5 protein-coding genes are annotated in these 18,710 nt (G+C 69.3%); 3 read left to right on the top strand and 2 right to left on the bottom strand.

Annotated elements, in window-relative coordinates; translation table 11 throughout:
- Positions 1–109: 109 nt before the first annotated feature.
- Positions 110–2,284: an NADP-dependent isocitrate dehydrogenase gene (locus WME79_RS37250; protein WP_437524963.1), complete on the bottom strand. Its 2,175-nt coding sequence runs from the start codon at positions 2,282–2,284 to the stop codon at positions 110–112.
- A 640-nt stretch (positions 2,285–2,924) separates the two neighbouring features.
- On the opposite strand from WME79_RS37250, the gene WME79_RS37255 reads away from it, so the two are divergent.
- Positions 2,925–3,275, top strand: coding sequence for a DUF1036 domain-containing protein (locus WME79_RS37255; protein WP_437524966.1), 351 nt, complete (start codon positions 2,925–2,927; stop codon positions 3,273–3,275).
- A 220-nt stretch (positions 3,276–3,495) separates the two neighbouring features.
- Here WME79_RS37255 and WME79_RS37260 read toward each other — a convergent pair whose 3' ends face one another.
- A complete protein-coding gene (locus WME79_RS37260) occupies positions 3,496–3,891 on the bottom strand; it encodes a hypothetical protein (protein WP_437524969.1) in 396 nt (131 codons plus the stop codon).
- A 681-nt stretch (positions 3,892–4,572) separates the two neighbouring features.
- On the opposite strand from WME79_RS37260, the gene WME79_RS37265 reads away from it, so the two are divergent.
- Positions 4,573–6,774 (top strand): peptidoglycan DD-metalloendopeptidase family protein, encoded by a 2,202-nt coding sequence (locus tag WME79_RS37265; protein ID WP_437524971.1) that lies wholly within the window; start codon positions 4,573–4,575, stop codon positions 6,772–6,774.
- 785 nt (positions 6,775–7,559) lie between these two features.
- On the top strand, positions 7,560–18,566 hold the full coding sequence (locus tag WME79_RS37270) for an amino acid adenylation domain-containing protein (protein ID WP_437524973.1): 11,007 nt from the start codon (positions 7,560–7,562) through the stop codon (positions 18,564–18,566).
- Positions 18,567–18,710: the final 144 nt, after the last annotated feature.

The following is an 18,710-nucleotide window of genomic DNA, read 5'->3' on the forward strand; positions in this document are numbered from 1 at the left end:
TCAAGGCGCTCACCCGGCGCGTGACTCGGTCACGCGGTGGTTGAATGGCCGTGGCCGCCGAGCGCGTCGCCTGTGAGCACGCGCGCGCTCGGCGGGGATGCCGCGTGGCTCAGGAGAAGCCGTCGATGGCCGCGTTCAGCGTGGCGCTGGGCCGCAGCGCGGCGAACGTCTTCTTGTCGTCGAAGTGGTAGTAGCCGCCGAGGTCGACGGGCTTCCCCTGCGCCCCGATCAGCTCGCCGTCGATCTTGGACTCGTTGTCTGTCAGGGTCTGAGCGAGCTTGCCGAACTTGGCCGCCAGCTCCTTGTCCTCGGTCTGCTTGGCGAGGGACTGCGCCCAGTAGAGCGCGAGGTAGAAGTGGCTGCCGCGGTTGTCGATCTCGCCGACCTTGCGCGCCGGGCTCTTGTTGTTCTCGAGGAACAGGCCGATCGCCGTGTCCAGCGCCTTGGCGAGCACCTTGGCCTTGGCGTTGTTGGTCTTGTTGGCGAGGTCCTCGATCGAGACCTGCAGCGCCAGGAACTCACCGAGCGAGTCCCAGCGCAGGTAGTTCTCTTTCTGCAGCTGCTGGACGTGCTTCGGCGCCGAGCCGCCAGCGCCGGTCTCGTAGAGGCCGCCACCGGCCAGCAGCGGCACGATGGAGAGCATCTTGGCGCTGGTGCCCAGCTCCAGGATCGGGAACAGGTCCGTCAGGTAGTCGCGCAGCACGTTGCCGGTGACGCTGATGGTGTCGTTGCCCTCCTTCATGCGGCCGAGCGTGAACTTGATCGCCTCCACCGGGCTCTTGATCGGGAGCTCCAGGCCCTTGGTGTCGTGCTCGGACAGGTAGGTCTTGACCTTGGCGATCAGGTTCTTGTCGTGGGCGCGGTTCTCGTCGAGCCAGAACACCGCCGGGGCGCCCGTGGCGCGCGCGCGGGAGACGGCCAGCTTGACCCAATCCTTGACCGCGATGTCCTTCGTCTGGCAAGCGCGGAAGATGTCGCCGGCTTCGACCTTCTGCTCCAGCAGGGCGTTGCCGGAGGCGTCGACGATACGCACCGTGCCGCTCTCGGCGATCTTGAAGGTCTTGTCGTGTGAGCCGTACTCCTCCGCGGCCTGCGCCATCAGCCCCACGTTCGGCGAGGTGCCCATCGTGCGCGGATCGAACGCCCCGTGCTGCTTGTGGAACTCGACCGTGGCCTGGTAGATGCCAGCGTAAGAGCGATCGGGGATCGTGAACTTGGTGTCATAGAGCTTGCCATCCGTGCCGTACATCTTGCCGCTGGAGCGGATAGCCGCCGGCATCGAGGCGTCGATGATCACGTCCGAGGGCACGTGCAGGTTGGTGACGCCGCGGTCGGAGTCGACCATGGCCAGCGTCGGGCGTTGCTCGTAAACGGCCTTGATGTCCGCCTCGATCTTCGCCTTCTCGTCTGCCGGCAAGCTCTGGATCTTGGTGTACAGGTCGCCGATGCCGTTGTTCGGGTCGAAGCCGACCTTGGCCAGCGCGGCCGCGTTCTTCTCGAGCGCCTCGGCATAAAACACGCTGACGGCGTGCCCGAAGAGGATCGGGTCGCTGACCTTCATCATCGTGGCCTTGAGATGCAGGGAGAACAGCACACCCTGCTTCTTCGCGTCCTCCACCTGCTCGGCGTAGAACGCGCGCAGGGCCTTGGCGCTCATCACGCTGGCGTCGACGACCTCGCCCGCCTGCACCTTGACGCTCGGCTTGAGCACGGTCGTCTTGCCGCCAGCGACGAGCTCGATCTTCAGCTCTTGCGCCTTGTCCACAACGACCGACTTCTCGCTGCCGTAGAAGTCGCCGCCCGACATGTGCGCGACGTGGCTCTTCGAGTCACGGCCCCACGCGCCCATCGAGTGCGGGTGCTTCTTGGCGTAATCCTTGACGGCGGGCGAGGCGCGGCGATCGCTGTTGCCCTCGCGCAGGACGGGGTTCACGGCGCTGCCAAGCACCTTGGCGTAACGCGCCTTGATCGCCTTCTCCTCCTCCGTCTTCGCCTCGGAGGGATAGTCCGGCACGGCGTAGCCCTGCTGCTGCAGCTCCTTGATGGCGGCCACGAGCTGCGGGATGGAGGCGCTGATGTTGGGTAGCTTGATGATGTTGGCGTTGGGCGTCTTGGCCAGCTCGCCGAGCTCCGCCAGGTGGTCGCCTAGCTTCTGGCTGTCCGTCAGGCGCTCGGGGAAGTTGGCGAGGATGCGGCCCGCCAGGGAGATGTCGCGCGTCTCGACCCGGACCCCGGCGGCCTTCGTGAACGCCTCGACGATCGGGAGGAGCGAATAGGTGGCCAAGGCCGGCGCCTCGTCCGTCTTCGTGTAAATAATGGTAGAATTTTGCGTTTCCACTGTTTTCTCGAGGGTTGAACGGGGTCGGGATTGTTGGAAAGGTTTCGCCCGGTGCCAAGGGCCCGTCGCACCGGCACAATGCCTGGCACCGAAATTTGCGCAAGCCCCTGGCTCCGGGCCGAGTGGCCGCCGACCTGGCCCGCCGGATGCACGAGCGGCGCGTCGTGGCAGAGCCGCTGCCGAAGCGCGGCGCGGCGCAGCGCGTAACGCGTAAGTAGAAGAAGCCGGCTCGCTGCGCGATGAGGTGTGCGCGACAAGCGACTCGGGCGGCATCGCGGGCGTCAGAGGGCGAGGTCGTGGGGACTGTGGAGCGCATTCGGGCGCGACGCAGCGCGCAAAACGCGGCGCATCGGCGCGCCGCAGGCACACTTCACCCTTGACATGCACCCCTCTGGCCCGCCGTGCTCTTGCGGCAGGCTGCGTGGCCTCCCCGAGCGTCTTACGACGAAGGATGGTGTTCTTCCAGCACGGCGGCCCTCGGTCGGGTGAGCGCGCTGGAACGCCAGTCGCGCCACCTCGCCGCCGGAGGTGGCGAGCTCCTGGCATCGGCGCCTGACGAACCCGGCAGACGGCTGCGCGCAACGGCTTGCTCGATCACGCAGGCTGCGCGCACGGCTCCCACGAACAAATCTCCACCGCAGTAGTGCATGCCGGCGACCAGCCCGGACAAGGACCCGTCTCGAGGGGTTGGTGGAACCTCGCGCCCGGCGAGTGCGCCGTCGCCGTTGTCGGGAGCGTTTGGCTTCAACCCCTGTGGGTTCATGCACGTAGTACGTCGAGCAGCAGGCGCTGGGGCAGCGTCGCGAAATTTTGCGTAGAATCGAGCGCTTTTACCATCTACAACGCAGATGTGACGACAGGCTGCGCCGAGGTCGCGGACCTCGACATCGCCGGATCCTTCACGGGCGACGACGGCACCTACAGCTTCCGGCCGTGAGGCATCTCGTCATGCGCGTCATGGCAGCGTGAAGGTGAGGGTGAATGGTCCGGAAACGCTCTGGGTCCAGCCAGCCATGAAGAAGTAGGATCCCGTGCACATGCAGCGGCCCCACGCGGTGCCGCTCTCGTTGCGCACCTGCACGCCCGGCGAGCCGTCAGCGCACGTGAAAGAGCCCTGCTTGCCGGGCGCGCAGGCGTGGAGACCCCTGCCGGCGCGATCAGGGATCCGGGACGAGCGGGTCGAAGAGGGTCTCCTCGTCGCCGCCGAAGCCAGCGTGGAAACCGCCCCCGTCGTTTTTCACGCGGCTGTCGATCGGCCCCACGGGCAGGCCGTCATCGCAGTCCCCGCCCGCCTCGCGACAACAGTTCTTGTACGCTTCCTTGGCAAACCAGACACAGATCCGGAAATCGCTCCGGTCCGGCAGGTCGTGACAGCTCGCCTCGTAGTCCTGGTAGTTCTCGTCGCACTCCAGCAGGGTGGGCCCGAGCGCCGCGCGCACCTCGCCGACGTCCTCGTCGTGTTCCTCCAGCGGAGTCTGTTGCTGGATACATGCTGTCGTCAGAGACGACAGGGCCAACCCCAGCGCGAGCGCCAAACGGACCGTGGGCTTCATTCCATCCATCTCCTCGAGGCAAAGGGGGCGCAGACCGCATCGCAGCGGAGCGCTCTGACCGGCACGTGCGCAGCGACGCGAGCGGGTGACCGGCCGCGCGTCCTCCGAGCAAAAGGCCGGAGGCCTGCGGACGGACGCGGAGGGGAGGTCGGCGCCTCGTGGACCTCCTCGTCTGGGCTTGGTACGCGGATCCCGGCGGAGCGGTTCCACGGAGCGCGTCAGCGCACGCGAATCCGGCACCACTGCAATGCGTGGTGGTGGCTGCAGCCTCCACCTGCCGGAGGTTGCAGCCTCCAGCTGCCGGAGGTTGCCGCCTCCATGGGATTGCGCGGTACGAATCGGTGACGCCAGCCTGGCAGATCGGAGCGAACGGCGGGCTCGATCGCCGGCGAGGTTGGTGACCTCTCTGTGCCGGCCGCAGGTTGACCATGCCCTGATTCGCGTTGGACGACACCAATTTATCCCCAGTAGAATAGATGTGCGTGCGGGCCGCGCCAGGCCCCCTGAGCAAACAGCGAACTCTCCTCGAGAAACGAGCGTTTCTGCGACGAGCGTTGAAGGAGCGCGGCTCTCGCGATCCATTGCTCCGGCACACGCATTGCTGTGGCGCCCGTCACCCCAGCGCACTGGCGACGCGCAGGCCGCGAACTCGCCGGAGCGCAATGGTCAAGGAGAACATCGATGACGACGCGAAGACAAGGCCGTGATGGCCTGCTGATGACTCTCGTCCTGGGTACGATCGTGGCGAGCGGCTGCGTGGCCGAGAGCGACGACACGGGCGAGGAGACCACGTCGGAGGCGAGGCAGCGCTCGGTCGTGTTGCTCGGCAACATCTTTCAGAACGGCACGCTGGTCTCGTTCGAGAACATCACGAACATCACCGGCATCGACATGACGAAGATCGTCGGGTTGACCGCGTGCGACCCGAAGGCGCTGTACGCCGTGGAGCAGAACGCCGGCCCTACCTACGCGCTGTGGTTCAGCAACGACAGCGGTCAGAGCTGGAAGAAGCAGACGACGGCGGGCAAAAGCAAGGAGATCGCGTGCGACCACGCGCAGCTCGCGACGCTCGATGCGAGCAAGAACCTGTGGGTCGCGCCGCTGCAGGCGAACGGCGTGATCGGCGCGTGGTCGCAAGCGCCGACGAGCGTGAAGGTCGATCGCATCCAGGGCGGCGACGGCTCGATCTACGGCGTGAAGGTCGTGGCGTCGGGCAAGGATGTTTATGTGGCGTCGGCGAAGTCGATCAACGCGGCCCTCGATTGGGGGTCGCCGATCGCGAACATCGGCGCGACGCAGGTGACAGGCACCGGCCTGACGCGCTCGGGCACCGATGATTGGGCGATCGGGAACACGCTCGCGTGGTCGCGACGCGCGTTCGCGCTCGAGACGAACGGTACGATCAGCACCAACCCGACGCTGCTGGACGGCCAGAACCTGTGGACCGGGATGAACACCGGGTCGGAGCGCTACCTGACGCTGACGGCCGCGGCGCCGAACATCCTGTTCGGCATCCAGGACAGGAACGGCGTGAAGCAGATCAACCGCATTCGCATCGACGAGACGAGCTGCTCCGACGGCGTGGACAACGATCGGAACGGGCTCACGGACGGCGAGGATCCGGCGTGCGTCCAGACCGTGGCGAACACCTTCTGCTCGACGCGCTCCGCCGGCGACTACTGCGCGGATCGCTTCCAGCCGAGCACCTTCCTCGATCAGTCGAACCAGAACGCGTCGCTCGTCCACTGCTCGGGCGGCGTCGCCACGTCGATCACGCCGGGCGTGTGCGCGCGCAATCCCAACACGTCCATCACGAACGCGGACAGCCTGCCGTCGCTCGATTCGCTGACACCGGCGGACCCGCCGAACACCGGCCGTTACTGCAACGTGCACTGGCCGGATGGCTCGTGGGGCTTCAACTGGACCGGCTCGACGCCGTGCACGACCCTCCTGAACCAGAAGCCGAACGGCAAGATCGTGCGCGCGGGCCTGTACTCGACGAACGCGGCAAACCACGTGTTCGCGGCGTGCAACGACGGCTGGGTCGGTCCGTCGGGATCCGCGGGCGTGGCGCCGCTCCAGGCTGTGTACAACGCGGTCGGCAAGACGACGAACGCGTGCATCTTCCAGGTGTCGGCCGGTGCGCTGCCGTTGTTCGACAGGATGTTCATCCACGAGCTGCCGCTGCCACGCCTGGCGAATCCGTTCGTGCACAACCGCACGGCGGTGCCGCTCGCGCAGTTCGGCAACGGTGACACCGGCACGGGGTTCGTCGACCGCTTCGGCGCCAAGATGGGCGGACCGCGCGAGCCCGCGTACGATAACCCGCTCGACGAGGGCCGCCCGCTGTACGCGCCCGCGAACGGCGTCGTGATCACGAACGGCTCGCGCGTCCGCGACGTCAGCCAGTTTGGCTGCGGAGGCACGCCGAACCAGGGCGAGCTCTATGTGAAATACAGCGTCGGCTCGAGCGCGACGTACCGCGAATCCTTCGTCGTGTATTACGCGCACGTGCGCAAGCGGCTCGTCGTCGACGGGCAGACCGTGAAATCGGGCCAGATCCTCGGCTATGTCGGGGCGGGCGGCTGCACGGGCGGGTTCGGCCACCTGCACACCGGCGTGTTTCGCCTGAGCAACACGAACGCGCACACGGCCGCCGCGCCCGAGCTCGGTTATCACATGAACTTCCAGGCGAACAACGACGATACCGGCACCAACACGGGCGGTCACAACTCGATCGATCCGCTGGGCTGGGCGAATTTCAGCGCCTTCGATCCGTGGGCCTATACCGAGTGGAACACGGCCACGAGCTACGGCTTCACGGGCATCGGCGCGTGGAGCGTGAACCTGTTCAAGGCGGGCAAGGCGTTCCGCTACCCTTGAGGGGGAAGACCTGACGTTAACCACGCCTCGCGCAGCGTTCTCCTACATCCGAACGTAAACGTAAACGTAAACGTAAACGTAAACGTAGACGTAAACGTTTACGTGGTCGTGGTCGTGGTCGTTCACGGCCGACCGTTGACGACCACGACCACGACCACGTCCACGTCCACGTCCACGTAAACGTTCACGTTGGTGACTGATGGTGGGGTGCGGGCTTCGGTGACCGAACGAGCTTGGTTAACGCCTATCTTCCATGGTGCTCATGGGTGGAAGCTCGTCGACGCACAGCATCACGCCGCCGGGGACGTGTCGACGGCTGCCGCGAGCACGATTCTGACGTGATGCGCTGGAAGCTACCCCGAAGGTGGGGAGGGGGACCAACTCAGGGTGAGGCGGAAGCCGGATTTGTCTATCGGCCCACAAGAGCAGGCGTGAGGTCGGGGTCCCCGAATTCAGACAAGGTCCATCAATCGCCAACACCCGCATCCTCCCAAATACACACTGGCGTCGTGGTGTCCATACTTCATACTGCGTAGCGTGTGCATCGCGCCCCCTCGCGATGCGGCCGATATCGATTTAGCAAGTTTTTGCCAGCCCTGGCCCAGCTTGGCGCCTGCTTCTCCTGCCCAGGTGACAGGCGGCCCTGATGTCTGAGGAGCGTACGACAGATCAGCAAGCACGGTGTGCGTGCAGGTGTGCGCGCGTCGAACGTGTCGACGCGACGCGCGGTTACTCCACGCCCACCGATGCACCGACCCCTATCATCAACAAGGAGGTCATCCGCGATGGACGAAATTTGCTATTCCCCGCTCTCTCTGGAGCAAGAACGTGCTTGGGTACAAGCCCGTAGCGGAGGCGCCGCGCCGGGCTTGCACGAAGGGGGCGCGGCGTGGCTGGACGGCGAGCTGGATGTGCCCAGGCTGGTCCATGCCATCGAGAGGCTCACGGCGCGTCAGGCGATCCTGAGGACATCCTTCGCAGAGCACGAGGGGCAGCCGGTGCAGGTCGTCTCGCCGCGGGCAGACATCGCCTTCGTCGAGGTGGATCTCGGCGCCGCGGGGCAGCCCTCCTCGGATGGAGCCGCGCTCGCGATGGCTCGCCGGGAGCTCTCTCGGCCCCTCGATCTGGAGCGCGGTCCCCTCTGGCGAGTGAGCCTCATCCGGGTGCATCCAAGGCGCCACCTCATCGCGCTCTCCATGCACCCCCTCCTCTCGGATGGCAAACCGAGCGTGGCGCTGTTCTTTTCGGAGCTGTTCGACGGCTATCATGGCATCGAGCGGCAGGCGCCGCCGATAGGCTACCAGGACCACGCACGGCGGCAGCGGGAGCACAGGACCGCCGAGCTCCTCGACCAGCAGCTCGCGCACTGGCGTCGCGAGCTCTCGGGGGCACCGGAAGCGCTGGAGATCCGGACGGATCGGCCGCGGCCCGCGGTGCGGACCTTCGCCGGAGGTTCGGTGGAGTGCGCGCTCGATCAGGAGCTCGTGCGAGGGCTCCGCGCGCTGGCCCGGGAGGAGGACGTGGCGCTGTCCACGGTCCTGCTGGCGGGAATGCACGCCGTGCTCCACCGCCATACCGGCCAGGACGACGTCCTCATCGGCGTTCCGCTGTCCGGACGAGACGAGGAGACCCAAGGCCTCATCGGGGCATTCGGCAATCTCGTGACCGTACGGGGCAGGCCGGGCGCGGATCCGAGCTTTCGCGCGCTCCTGCGTCAAGTGCGCCGCTCCCTGCAGGAGGGGAGCGAGAATGGGGACCTCTCCTTCACCTCTCTGGTCGAGCAGCTCTCGCTGCCGCGGGATCCAAGCCGCCCACCGCTCGTCCAGGCCACCTTCTCCAGCGAGCCGAGCACGCCGGAGCCGAAGCGAGGCGCTCTGCTCACGCTGACGGAGGTGGCGCTCGAGGCGACCGAGGTGGCCTTCGAGCTCGCCGTCCGTGTCGAGGAGGCCGACGCGGGCCTCTTCGCGCGGGTCGACTACAATCGAGACCTCTTCGATCGCGTGACGGTCGAGCGGCTGCTCGGGCACTGGGCGGTGCTGCTCCGCGGGGCGGCGGGCGGCCCGGAGCAGCGCGTCTCGGAGCTGCCGATCCTGACCGAGGAGGAGCGCCGCACGCTGCTCGCGTGGAACCGCGGCGAGGTGTTCGATCCGCCGCGCGACAGGCTGCATGAGCGGGTCGAGGCGCACGCCCGGCGCACCCCGTCCGCGGTGGCGGTGGTGTTCGAGGGACAGCGTCTCACCTATGCCGAGCTGGATCGAAGGAGCAACCAGATTGCCCACCTCCTCCGGGAGAGCGGCGCGGGGCCCGAGGTCCCGATCGGCGTCTGCCTGGAACGATCGCTCGAGATGATCGTGGCGCTGCTCGGCGTCCTCAAGTCCGGCGGCGCCTATGTCCCGCTCGACCCCTCTTACCCGGCGGACCGGCTCGCCTTCCTGCTGGAAGACGCCGGCGTCCCCGTGATCCTCACCGAGGAGCGCTTCGCCTCCCGGCTGCGGAGCGGGAGCGCGAGGGTGGTGTGCCTCGACGCGGATCAGGCCATCATCGAGCGACAGCCCGAGGACAAGGTAGGGCCCGCGCCGAACGAGGGCCCGGGCGACCTCGCGTACATCATCTACACCTCGGGATCGACCGGGAAGCCCAAGGGGGTGATGGTTTCCCACGCCAACGTGGTTCGCCTCTTCGACCACACCGCCAGCGCGTATCACTACAGCGACCGCGACGTCTGGACGCTGTTCCACTCGTATGCCTTCGATTTCTCCGTCCTGGAGATCTTCGGCGCGCTCTGCCACGGCGGACGGCTGGTCGTGGTCCCGTTCGTCACCAGCCGAACGCCGGACGCGTTCTACAGGCTCCTCGGCGATGAAGGGGTGACCGTCGTCTGCCAGACGCCCTCGGCGCTCCGCCAGCTCATCCACGCCGACGCGGCGGCCGAGCCAGCGCTCCGCGACCGCCTGCGGCTGCGTCTCGTGATGTACGGCGGCGAGGCGTCCGACGTGGCCGCGCTCAAGCCGTGGTGGGACCGCCACGGGGACGAGCACCCCAGGCTCGTCCACGTCTATGGCCCCACCGAGACGACCGTGATCGCCACCCACCGCGCGATGGGAAAGCCGGATCTGGAGCGGCCGTGGTCGAGCTCGATCGGCGTCGCATTCCCCGACGTCCGGGTGCTCCTCCTCGATCGCAACCGCGCGCCCGTCCCCGTCGGCGTCGCCGGCGAGATCTACATCGGCGGCCCCGGCGTGGCGCGCGGTTACCTGAACCGCCCCGAGCTCACGCAGGAGCGCTTCGTCCAGGATCCGTTCGGCGACTCGCCGGATTCACGCCTGTACAGGACTGGCGATCTCGCGCGTTACCTCGCCTCGGGCGAGATCGAGTTCCTCGGCCGCATCGACGATCAGGTGAAGATCCACGGCCACCGCATCGAGCTCGGCGAGATCGCGGCGGCGCTGTGCCAGCACCCTGGGGTGCGCGAGGTCGCGGTGGTGGTGCGCGAGGACGCGCCGGGCGACAAGCGGCTCGTGGCGTACGTCGTCCCCCGCGCGATCCAGGGCGCCTCTGCCAGCGACGAGCAGGCGCTCCTCCCCGCGCTGCGCGCCCTCGCGCAGGGCCAACTGCCAGGCTTCATGGTCCCGTCCGCCTTCGTGGCGCTCGACGCGCTCCCCACGTCGCCGAACGGCAAGGTCGACCGCAGAGCGCTCCCTGCGCCCGGAGGCGCACGCCAGGAGCTCGCACACGCCTTTGTGGCGCCGCGCTCCGAGCTGGAGGAGGCGCTCGCCGGCCTCTGGAAGGAGCTCCTGCGCGTGGAGCGCGTGGGCGTGCACGACAGCTTCTTCGAGCTGGGCGGCAGCTCGCTGCACGCCGTCCAGCTGTTCTCCCGCCTCCGCGGGGCCTTCGGGATCGACATCGGGTTCCAGGAGCTCTTCGAGCATCCGACCGTCGCCGGGCTCGCCGCGCTGGCGATGGGGGGCGACCGCGCGGCCCCCCGGAGGGAGCATGCCATTCCAAGAGGCGCCCGAACAGGGCCAGTCCCCCTGTCGTTCGCACAGGAGCGCATGTGGTTCCTCTACCGGCTAGCGCCGGAGAGCAGGGCCTACAACTGCCTCTGTCCCTTCCGCCTCACCGGCGAGATCCACATCGCGGCGCTCGACAGGAGCCTGCGTGAGCTCGTCCGCCGTCATGAGATCCTGCGCACCGTCTACACGGAGATCGACGGCCTGCCCGTCCAGATCGTCGTCGAGGACGCCTCTTTCCGGCTCGACGTCGCGGACCTCCAGCACCTCTCCGAGGACGAGCGCGAGGCCGAGGCGGAGCAGCTCATCGCCGCGGAGGCCCAGAGGATCTTCGATCTGAAGCGCGGCCCCGTCTTCCGGGCAGGGCTGCTCCGGCTCGGGCCACGCGATCACCTCCTCTGGCTGCACATCCATCACATCGCCATCGACGGCTGGTCGCTCGAGGTGGCCTACCGCGAGATCGCGGCGCTCTACGAGGCCTTCTGTCGGGACGCTCCCCCTCCCTTGCCGCAGGCGCCGCTCCAGTACGCCGATTTCGCCTCGTGGCAGCGCGAGCAGATGACCGAAGAGACGCTGTCGGAGCTGCTCGCCGGCTGGAAGCAGAGGCTCCTCGATGTGCCGCCCTTGCTCGAGCTTCCGAGCGATCACGTCCGGCCGCCGGTCCAGACCTTCCGCGGCGCGACCCTGCCGTTCCAGCTCGATCCAGAGGTGGGAAGGGCCGTCCGGGACCTCGGCGCGCGAAACGACGTGACCGTGAACATGGTCCTCCTGGCCGTGTTCGCCGCCCTGCTCCACCGCACCACGCAGCGCGACGACCTCCTGATCGGCCTGCCGAGCGCGGGCCGGGATCACGCCGATCTCGAGGCGGCGATCGGCTTCTTCGTCAACGTGGTCCCCATCCGGATCGACGTCTCCGGCGAGCCGTCGTTCGAGGAGCTGCTCCGCCGCGTGAGGGACGTCTGCGTGAACGCCTATGCGCACGACAGGCTCCCGTTCGAGCGGCTCGTCCAGGAGCTCCAGCCGGTGCGCGACCCGAGCTACAGCCCGCTGGTGCAGATCGTGTTCGCGCCGCAGCCGCCTGCGGAGCGCGATCTCCACCTCACCGGGGTCGAGGCGCGCGCCGTCGACACGGACACGCAGAAGACGATCTTCGACGTGTCGCTCTATGCCTGGGAGACCGCCGGCGGCGTGGCCGGGATGCTGGAGTACAGCACAGACCTCTTCGAGCGGGCGACGATGGCGCGGATGCTGGAGCACCTCTTCACGCTCCTCGCCGCAGCCACCTCGGATCCTGCGCGCTCCGTCGCGTCGATGCCGCTGCTCCCGGAGCGCGAGCGGCGCCAGCTGCTCGTCGAATGGAACGACACAGGCGCTGATTTCCCCCGCGACAGGAGCGTCCTGGACCGGTTCGAGGAGCAGGCGGCGCGCGCGCCGCGCGCCGCCGCGGTCGTGTCCGATCGCGGAGCGCTCACGTACGGGGAGCTCGATCGCCGGGCGAACCGGCTCGCGCACCGCCTGCGCGCGCTGGGCGTCGAGGCCGATACCCTGGTCGCCATCTGCGCGGAGCGCTCGCTGGAGCTGGTGGTCGGGATCATCGGAGTCCTCAAGGCGGGCGCGGCGTATCTCCCGGTGGACGCGGAGATCGCGAGAGAGCGGCTGGCGTTCATCCTCGAGGACTCCGGGGCGCCGGTGCTCCTCACGCAGGCGCACCTCGCCGATCGCCTCCCGCCGTTCGCGGGCGCGGTGATCCACCTCGACGCCGACGGGCCGGCGCTGACGGCGCGGGACGGGTCGCCCCCTCCGGTGTGCGCAGGCCCCCGGGACCTGGCCTATGCCATCTACACCTCGGGCTCGACAGGCCGCCCGAAGGGCGTGCTCGTGGAGCACCGGAGCCTCATGAACCTGGCGGCGTGGCACACGCGGCGCTTCGCCGTCTCCAGCGTGGATCGCGCGACCCTCGTCGCGAGCCCCGGCTTCGATGCGTCGGTATGGGAGCTCTGGCCGTACCTGTGCGCGGGAGCGTGCCTGTTCATCCCCGGGGAGCCGCTCCGCCGTTCCCCGGAAGAGCTTCAAGCGTGGCTCCTCGCGCGAAAAATCACCGTCTCGTTCTTGCCCACGCCGATGGCGGAGGAGCTCCTGCGCCTCGACTGGCCTGCTTCCGCGGCGCTCCGGTGCCTGCTCACCGGAGGAGACAAGCTCCGCGTCTGGCCTGCCGCGGCGCTCGCCTTCGACGTCGTGAACAACTATGGACCGACCGAGGGGACCGTCGTCGCCACCTCGTGCCCGGTGCCGAAGGCGCGGCCGGACGGCTGGACAGCGACGGTCGACCCCTCGATCGGCCGCCCCATCGACAACATGCGGGTCTACCTCCTCGATGCGCGCGGGGAGCTCGTCCCGGTGGGCGTCCCGGGCGAGGTCTACCTGGGGGGCGCCGGTGTCGCCCGCGGGTACCTGCGCCGGCCCGAGCTCGACGCCGCACGGTTTCTGCCCGATCGGTTCTCGGACGAGCCGGGCGCGCGCATGTACCGCACCGGCGATCGCGCCCGGTGGCTCCCCGACGGGAACATCGAGTTCCTGGGGCGGATCGATAACCAGGTGAAGATCCGTGGTTATCGCATCGAGCTCGGCGAGATCGAGGCCGTGCTGCGAGAGCACCCCGCCGTGGAAGAGGCCGTCGTGGTGGCGCGGGAAGACACGAAAGGCAACAAGCGGCTGGTCGCTTACGTCATCCCTCGCCTCGAGAACGGCGGCGCCGCGGAGCAGACCCCGGCCGTGCAAGCGGAGCACGTCTCGGCGTGGCAGGCGCTGTACGACGGCACCTACGGGAAGGGCGGCGCCGGCGTGGATCCGGGCTTCAACATCACGGGCTGGAACAGCAGCTACACCGGAGATCCCATCGACGCCGGGGCGATGCGCGCCTGGCGGGACCACACGGTCGAGCGGATCCTCTCGTTCCAGCCGCGCCGGGCGTGGGAGATCGGCTGTGGGACCGGACTCTTGCTCTTGCAGCTGGCCCCGCAGTGCGCCGCCTACCTCGGGACGGATTTCTCGGAGAGGGCGATCTCGCTCCTCCGCCCCGAGCTCGCGCGCGGCACGCTCTCGCATGTGTCGCTGCAGCGCCGGGAGGCGAACGACTTCAGCGGGGTCGCTCCGGGCAGCTTCGATGTGATCCTCCTGAACTCGATCGTGCAGTACTTCCCCAGCGCCGATTACCTGCGCTCGGTGATCGAGGGCGCCGTGCGCGCGGTGGCGCCTGGTGGCGTCGTGTTCCTGGGCGATATCAGGAGCCTCCCGCTGCTCGAGGCGTTTCACACCTCGGTGCAGCTTCACCGCGCGCCCGCGGATGTGACCTCGGGCGAGCTGGAGGCCCGGGTGCGGCGGGCGGCCCTCGCCGAGAAAGAGCTCGTCCTCGCGCCCGGGTTCTTTCACGCGCTGCGCGGCCAGGTCCCGGGCGTGGAGCACGTGGAGTGCTGGCTCAAGCGGGGTTCAGGCTCCGACGAGATGACGCGCTTCCGTTATGACGTGGTCCTGCACGTGGGCGTCGCGCCCGAGCCCGTCGCCATCGGCCGATCCCTGGACTGGGCTGCCTCGAAGGGCCTCGCGGGCGTCGAGCGAGCGCTGCGCGAGGAGGGATCCGGCGCGCTGGAGGTCCTGGGGATCCCGAACGCGCGCGTGGTCGCCGACGAGATCGCCGCGAGCCGGCTGCGGGAAGGAAGCGGCGCCGAGCTGGACCGCGCCGCGATGGCGGCGATCGAGCCAGAGGCGCTGTGGGCGCTCGGCGCGCGCCTCGGCTGCTCGGTCCGGATCACCGGGTCGAGGACCTCGGGCCCGGGCTGCATGGACGTGCTGTTCGAGCGCTCGGGCGGCGCGCCGCGACCGCGCGCCTGGATCCAGGCGCGACCCGGGGAGACGTCGCCGGCCCGGCCGCTCGCGAACAGCCCTCTCCGGCGGGAGAAGACGCGCGCGATGCCCGCAGGCCTGCGCGATCTCGCGGCGGCCAAGCTCCCCGACTACATGGTTCCGGCCGCCTTCGTGAAGCTCGACGCGCTGCCGCTCACCGCGAACGGGAAGGTCGACATGGCGGCTCTTCCGGCCGACGACCGCGCCGACGACCGCGCGAAGCCCGAGCCACGGGCGGCCGAGCCGCGGGCGGCGCCGGCCCCCGCCGGGGCCATCGAGGTGATCCTGGGCGAGATCTGGCGCGAGGTGCTCGGGATCGACGAGGTCGGCCTCGATGACCCGTTCTTCGAGCTCGGCGGCCACTCGCTGCTCCTCACCCGGGTCCGCGCCGGCATCCGGGCGCGGCTCGGCGAGGACGTGCCCATCATGGATCTGTTCCAGTACCCGACGATCCGCGCCCTCTCTGCCCATCTACGGAGGAGCCCTCTGGCGGCGGCCCCGGGAGAGAGCGCCGTCTCGACGCGTGGACGGGGCGCCGCGGCCCCCGCGACCGAGGCTCCAGCGCGGGAGGCGATCCCCGAGAACGCCATCGCCATCATCGGGATGGCCGGTCGCTTCCCGAAGGCGCGCAGCGTCGAGGCGCTGTGGTCGATGCTCAGGGACGGGGGCGAGGGGATCGACTTCTATTCGTCCGACGAGCTGAAGGCGCTCGGCGTGGAGTCGGAGCTCATCTGGTCGCCCAAGTTCATCCCGGCGGCCGGCCTGCTCGAGGACGTCATGTGCTTCGACGCGGCGTTCTTCGGCTACAGCCCGCAGGAGGCCGTGCTCATGGACCCGCAGCAGCGGATCTTCCTCGAGTGCGCCTGGGAGGCCATGGAGAGCGCCGGGTACAACCCGCTCGCCTACCCGAAGCCGATCGGCGTGTTCGCCGGGAGCGACGCCCCGAGCTACTGGATCGAGCGCGTCGGGCCGCCTCCGGCCGCGCCGAACTCGGAGCACTACCGGATCTACACCGGGAACATCACCGATTCCCTGACCACACGCGTGGCCTACAAGCTGGGGCTCCGGGGGCCCGCCGTGAGCGTCATGACGGCGTGCTCGACGTCGCTCGTCGCGGTGCACCTCGGCTGCCAGAGCCTCCTCACCAGGGAGAGCGACATGGTCCTCGCGGGGGGAGTCGGCCTCCTCTCGCCGCGGAGGATCGGTTATCTCCACGAGGAAGGCTCGGTCACGTCGCCCGACGGCCACTGCAGGCCTTTCGACGCCGAGCCGAGCGGCATCGTGGCCAGCAACGGTGTTGGCCTCGTCGTCCTCAAGCGGCTGAAGGACGCGCTGGACGACGGCGACACGATCCACGCCGTGATCCGCGGCTCCGCCGTCACCAACGACGGCGCGCTCAAGGTGGGTTACACGGCGCCGAGCCTGGAGGGGCAGATCGAGACCATCACCCGGGCCCACGCCGCTGCCGGCGTGAGCCCGGAGAGCATCACGTACGTGGAGGCGCACGCCGTGGGCACGCGGCTCGGCGACTCGATCGAGGTGGCCGCGCTGTCGCGGGTGTTCCGGAAGGCGACCGACCAGGTCGGCTTCTGCGCGCTCGGCTCGGTGAAGAGCAACCTCGGGCACCTGCGCGCGGCCTCCGGGGTGACCGGACTCATCAAGGCGGCGCTGTCGCTGGAGCACGAGCTCATCCCCGCGACGCTCCATTTCCGTCGCCCCAGCCCCGAGATCGATCTCGCGAGCAGCCCGTTCTTCGTCAACGCCGCGCCGCGCGCGTGGAAGCGCGGCGGAGCCCCGCGCCGCGCCGCGGTGAGCGCCTTCGGTATCGGCGGCACGAACGCGCACGCCGTGGTCGAGGAGGCCCCGGAGAGGGCGCCGTCCGGCCCGTCCAGGCGCTGCCAGCTGCTCGTCGTCTCGGCGAGGACAAGCGCCGCGCTCGAGCGGAGCACCGATCGGCTGGCCGAGCACCTGCGGCGCGTGCCGGAGAGCTCGCTCGCCGACGTCGCGTTCACCCTGCAGCGCGGCAGGGTGCCTTTCGCCCACCGCCGCGCGGTGGTGTGCGCGGATCCGGCCTCGGGAGCGGCCTGCCTCGATCGGCGCGACCCCGCCCGCGTCTTCACGCAGGTCGCCGGCAAGCGGCCGCCGGAGGTCGTCTTCATGTTCCCCGGCGCGGGCGCGGAGCATGCCGGCATGGGGCGCGAGCTCTACCTGAACGAGCGCGTTTACCGCGAGAACATCGACCAGTGCGCCGACCGCTTCCGTGACGAGCTGTCGGTCGATCTCCGCGACTGGCTATTCCCCGAGGCGCAGGGGCGCGCTCGCGGCGACGCGGAGCTCGGATCCCCGCACCTCCGCGCGGCCGCCCTCTTCTCGACCGAGTACGCCCTGGCGCAGCTCCTGATGTCGTGGGGGATCCGCCCGGCCGCGCTGTTCGGCCACGGCGTGGGCGAGATCGCCGCCGCGTGCGTCGGCGGCGCGCTCTCGCTCGACGACGCGGTCGTACTGTGCGGGCGCGCGGAGGAGGCCGCGGGATCGGCTTGCCCCGACGATCGCATCGCCATGCTGCTCGCCTCGACCGATCGCGCCCTCCTCGAGGTCGGGCCCGGCTCCGCCCTGGCGGCCGTGGCGTCGCGGCACCCGGACGGGGAGCGACGGGTCGCGACCACCCTGGCGCGCCCGGGCGAGGGCGCCGGCGACCTGGAGGCGTTGCTCGCCGCGGTGGGCCGGCTCTGGTGTGCCGGCGTCGACGTGGACTGGGCCGCGTTCTCCCGGGACGAGCGCCGGAGGCGCGTGCCGCTCCCCACGTACCCGTTCGAGCGCACCGCTCACGTGCTCGACACCACCTGCACCGTGGGCCCGGCCACGGTGCGATCCCTACCGCCGAAGATCTGGAGTCCGCCGGCGTCGTCCGGACCTCCCTCGGTCGCAGTGCTCACCGAGCGCGTCCGGGAAGCGCTGCCTCCGAGCTCGAAGGCGCCGCTGAGCCCCGCGATGACGCAGCGGAGCGGAAGCGCCGCGGTCCTCACGGCCAGGCGCGCTGCCGGACAGCTCCTCGTCTCGCTGCAGGCGGGGGCGCCGGACGCCACACCGCTGTTCCTGATCCCGCCGCTCGGCGGCACGGTCCACCTCTATCGCCCCCTGGTGCAGCGCCTGGGCGGCGAGCTGCCCGTCTACGGGATTCAACCCACCGGGGTGGAGCCGAACGAACCGGGCTTCGCGAGCGCCATGTCCGTTCCCGCGATCGCGGCCCGGTACGTGGAGGAGATCCTGAGCGTTCGACCCGAGGGTCCGTACCTCCTGGGCGGGCATTCGGCCGGCGGCGTCGTCGCGTACGAGATGGCGCAGCAGCTGCTCGCGCAGGGGCGCAAGGTGCCTTTGCTGCTGCTGCTGGACACGGGCAGCGTACAGGGAGCGAGCGACCGCTCTCCGGCGAGCGCCCTGGGCCACGAGATCGCGAAGATCGAGGCGATCGCGTCGCAGAGATACCGCAGCTTCATGGCCGCCATGGAGGATGACGCGCGGCTCCGCGCCGAGGTCATGAGCACGTGGCAGGCCCTCTCGGGCTACGAGCCGCAGCCGACGGACGCCAGCATCCTGTTCCTGCGCGCGCGAGAGCAGGTCAGCCCGGACGACGCGCGCGCCGTCAATGCCTGGATGGACCTCGCACGAGGGGAGTTTGCGCTCCAGGTGGTGCCTGGCAACCATTTCACGATGATGGATCCGCCCCACGTCGCGCACGTCGCCCGCGCGATCCAGCAGCGCATCGCGGGCATGGTGAGGCCCGCGTTCGTCGACCCGCTGGAGGCGCGGGCGCTCCGGAGGTCGAGGGCCAGGCCGCTCAGCGCGGAGAGCGCGCCCGAGAGCGGCCCGCCGTCGCACTGAGCAGGTATCTCGAAGGCGACGATCCAGCCAGACCTGGTCCTGCGGATTCGGTTGACCAATCGACGGATGGTTCGGCAGACGTTGGTGAGCGCAACGCATCGCTCCGACTGGCGCTTTCAGAGCTCAGCGACGATCTCAGACAAT

This window comes from Sorangium sp. So ce726 (assembly GCF_051521405.1).
Lineage (GTDB): Bacteria > Myxococcota_A > Polyangia > Polyangiales > Polyangiaceae > Sorangium.

Excerpts from the sequence above, each read along its gene's own strand:
- WME79_RS37260 (WP_437524969.1), bottom strand. The coding sequence starts at position 3,891 with ATGAAGCCCACGGTCCGTTTGGCGCTCGCGCTGGGGTTGGCCCTGTCG.
- WME79_RS37265 (WP_437524971.1), top strand. The coding sequence starts at position 4,573 with ATGACGACGCGAAGACAAGGCCGTGATGGCCTGCTGATGACTCTCGTC.
- WME79_RS37270 (WP_437524973.1), top strand. The coding sequence starts at position 7,560 with ATGGACGAAATTTGCTATTCCCCGCTCTCTCTGGAGCAAGAACGTGCT.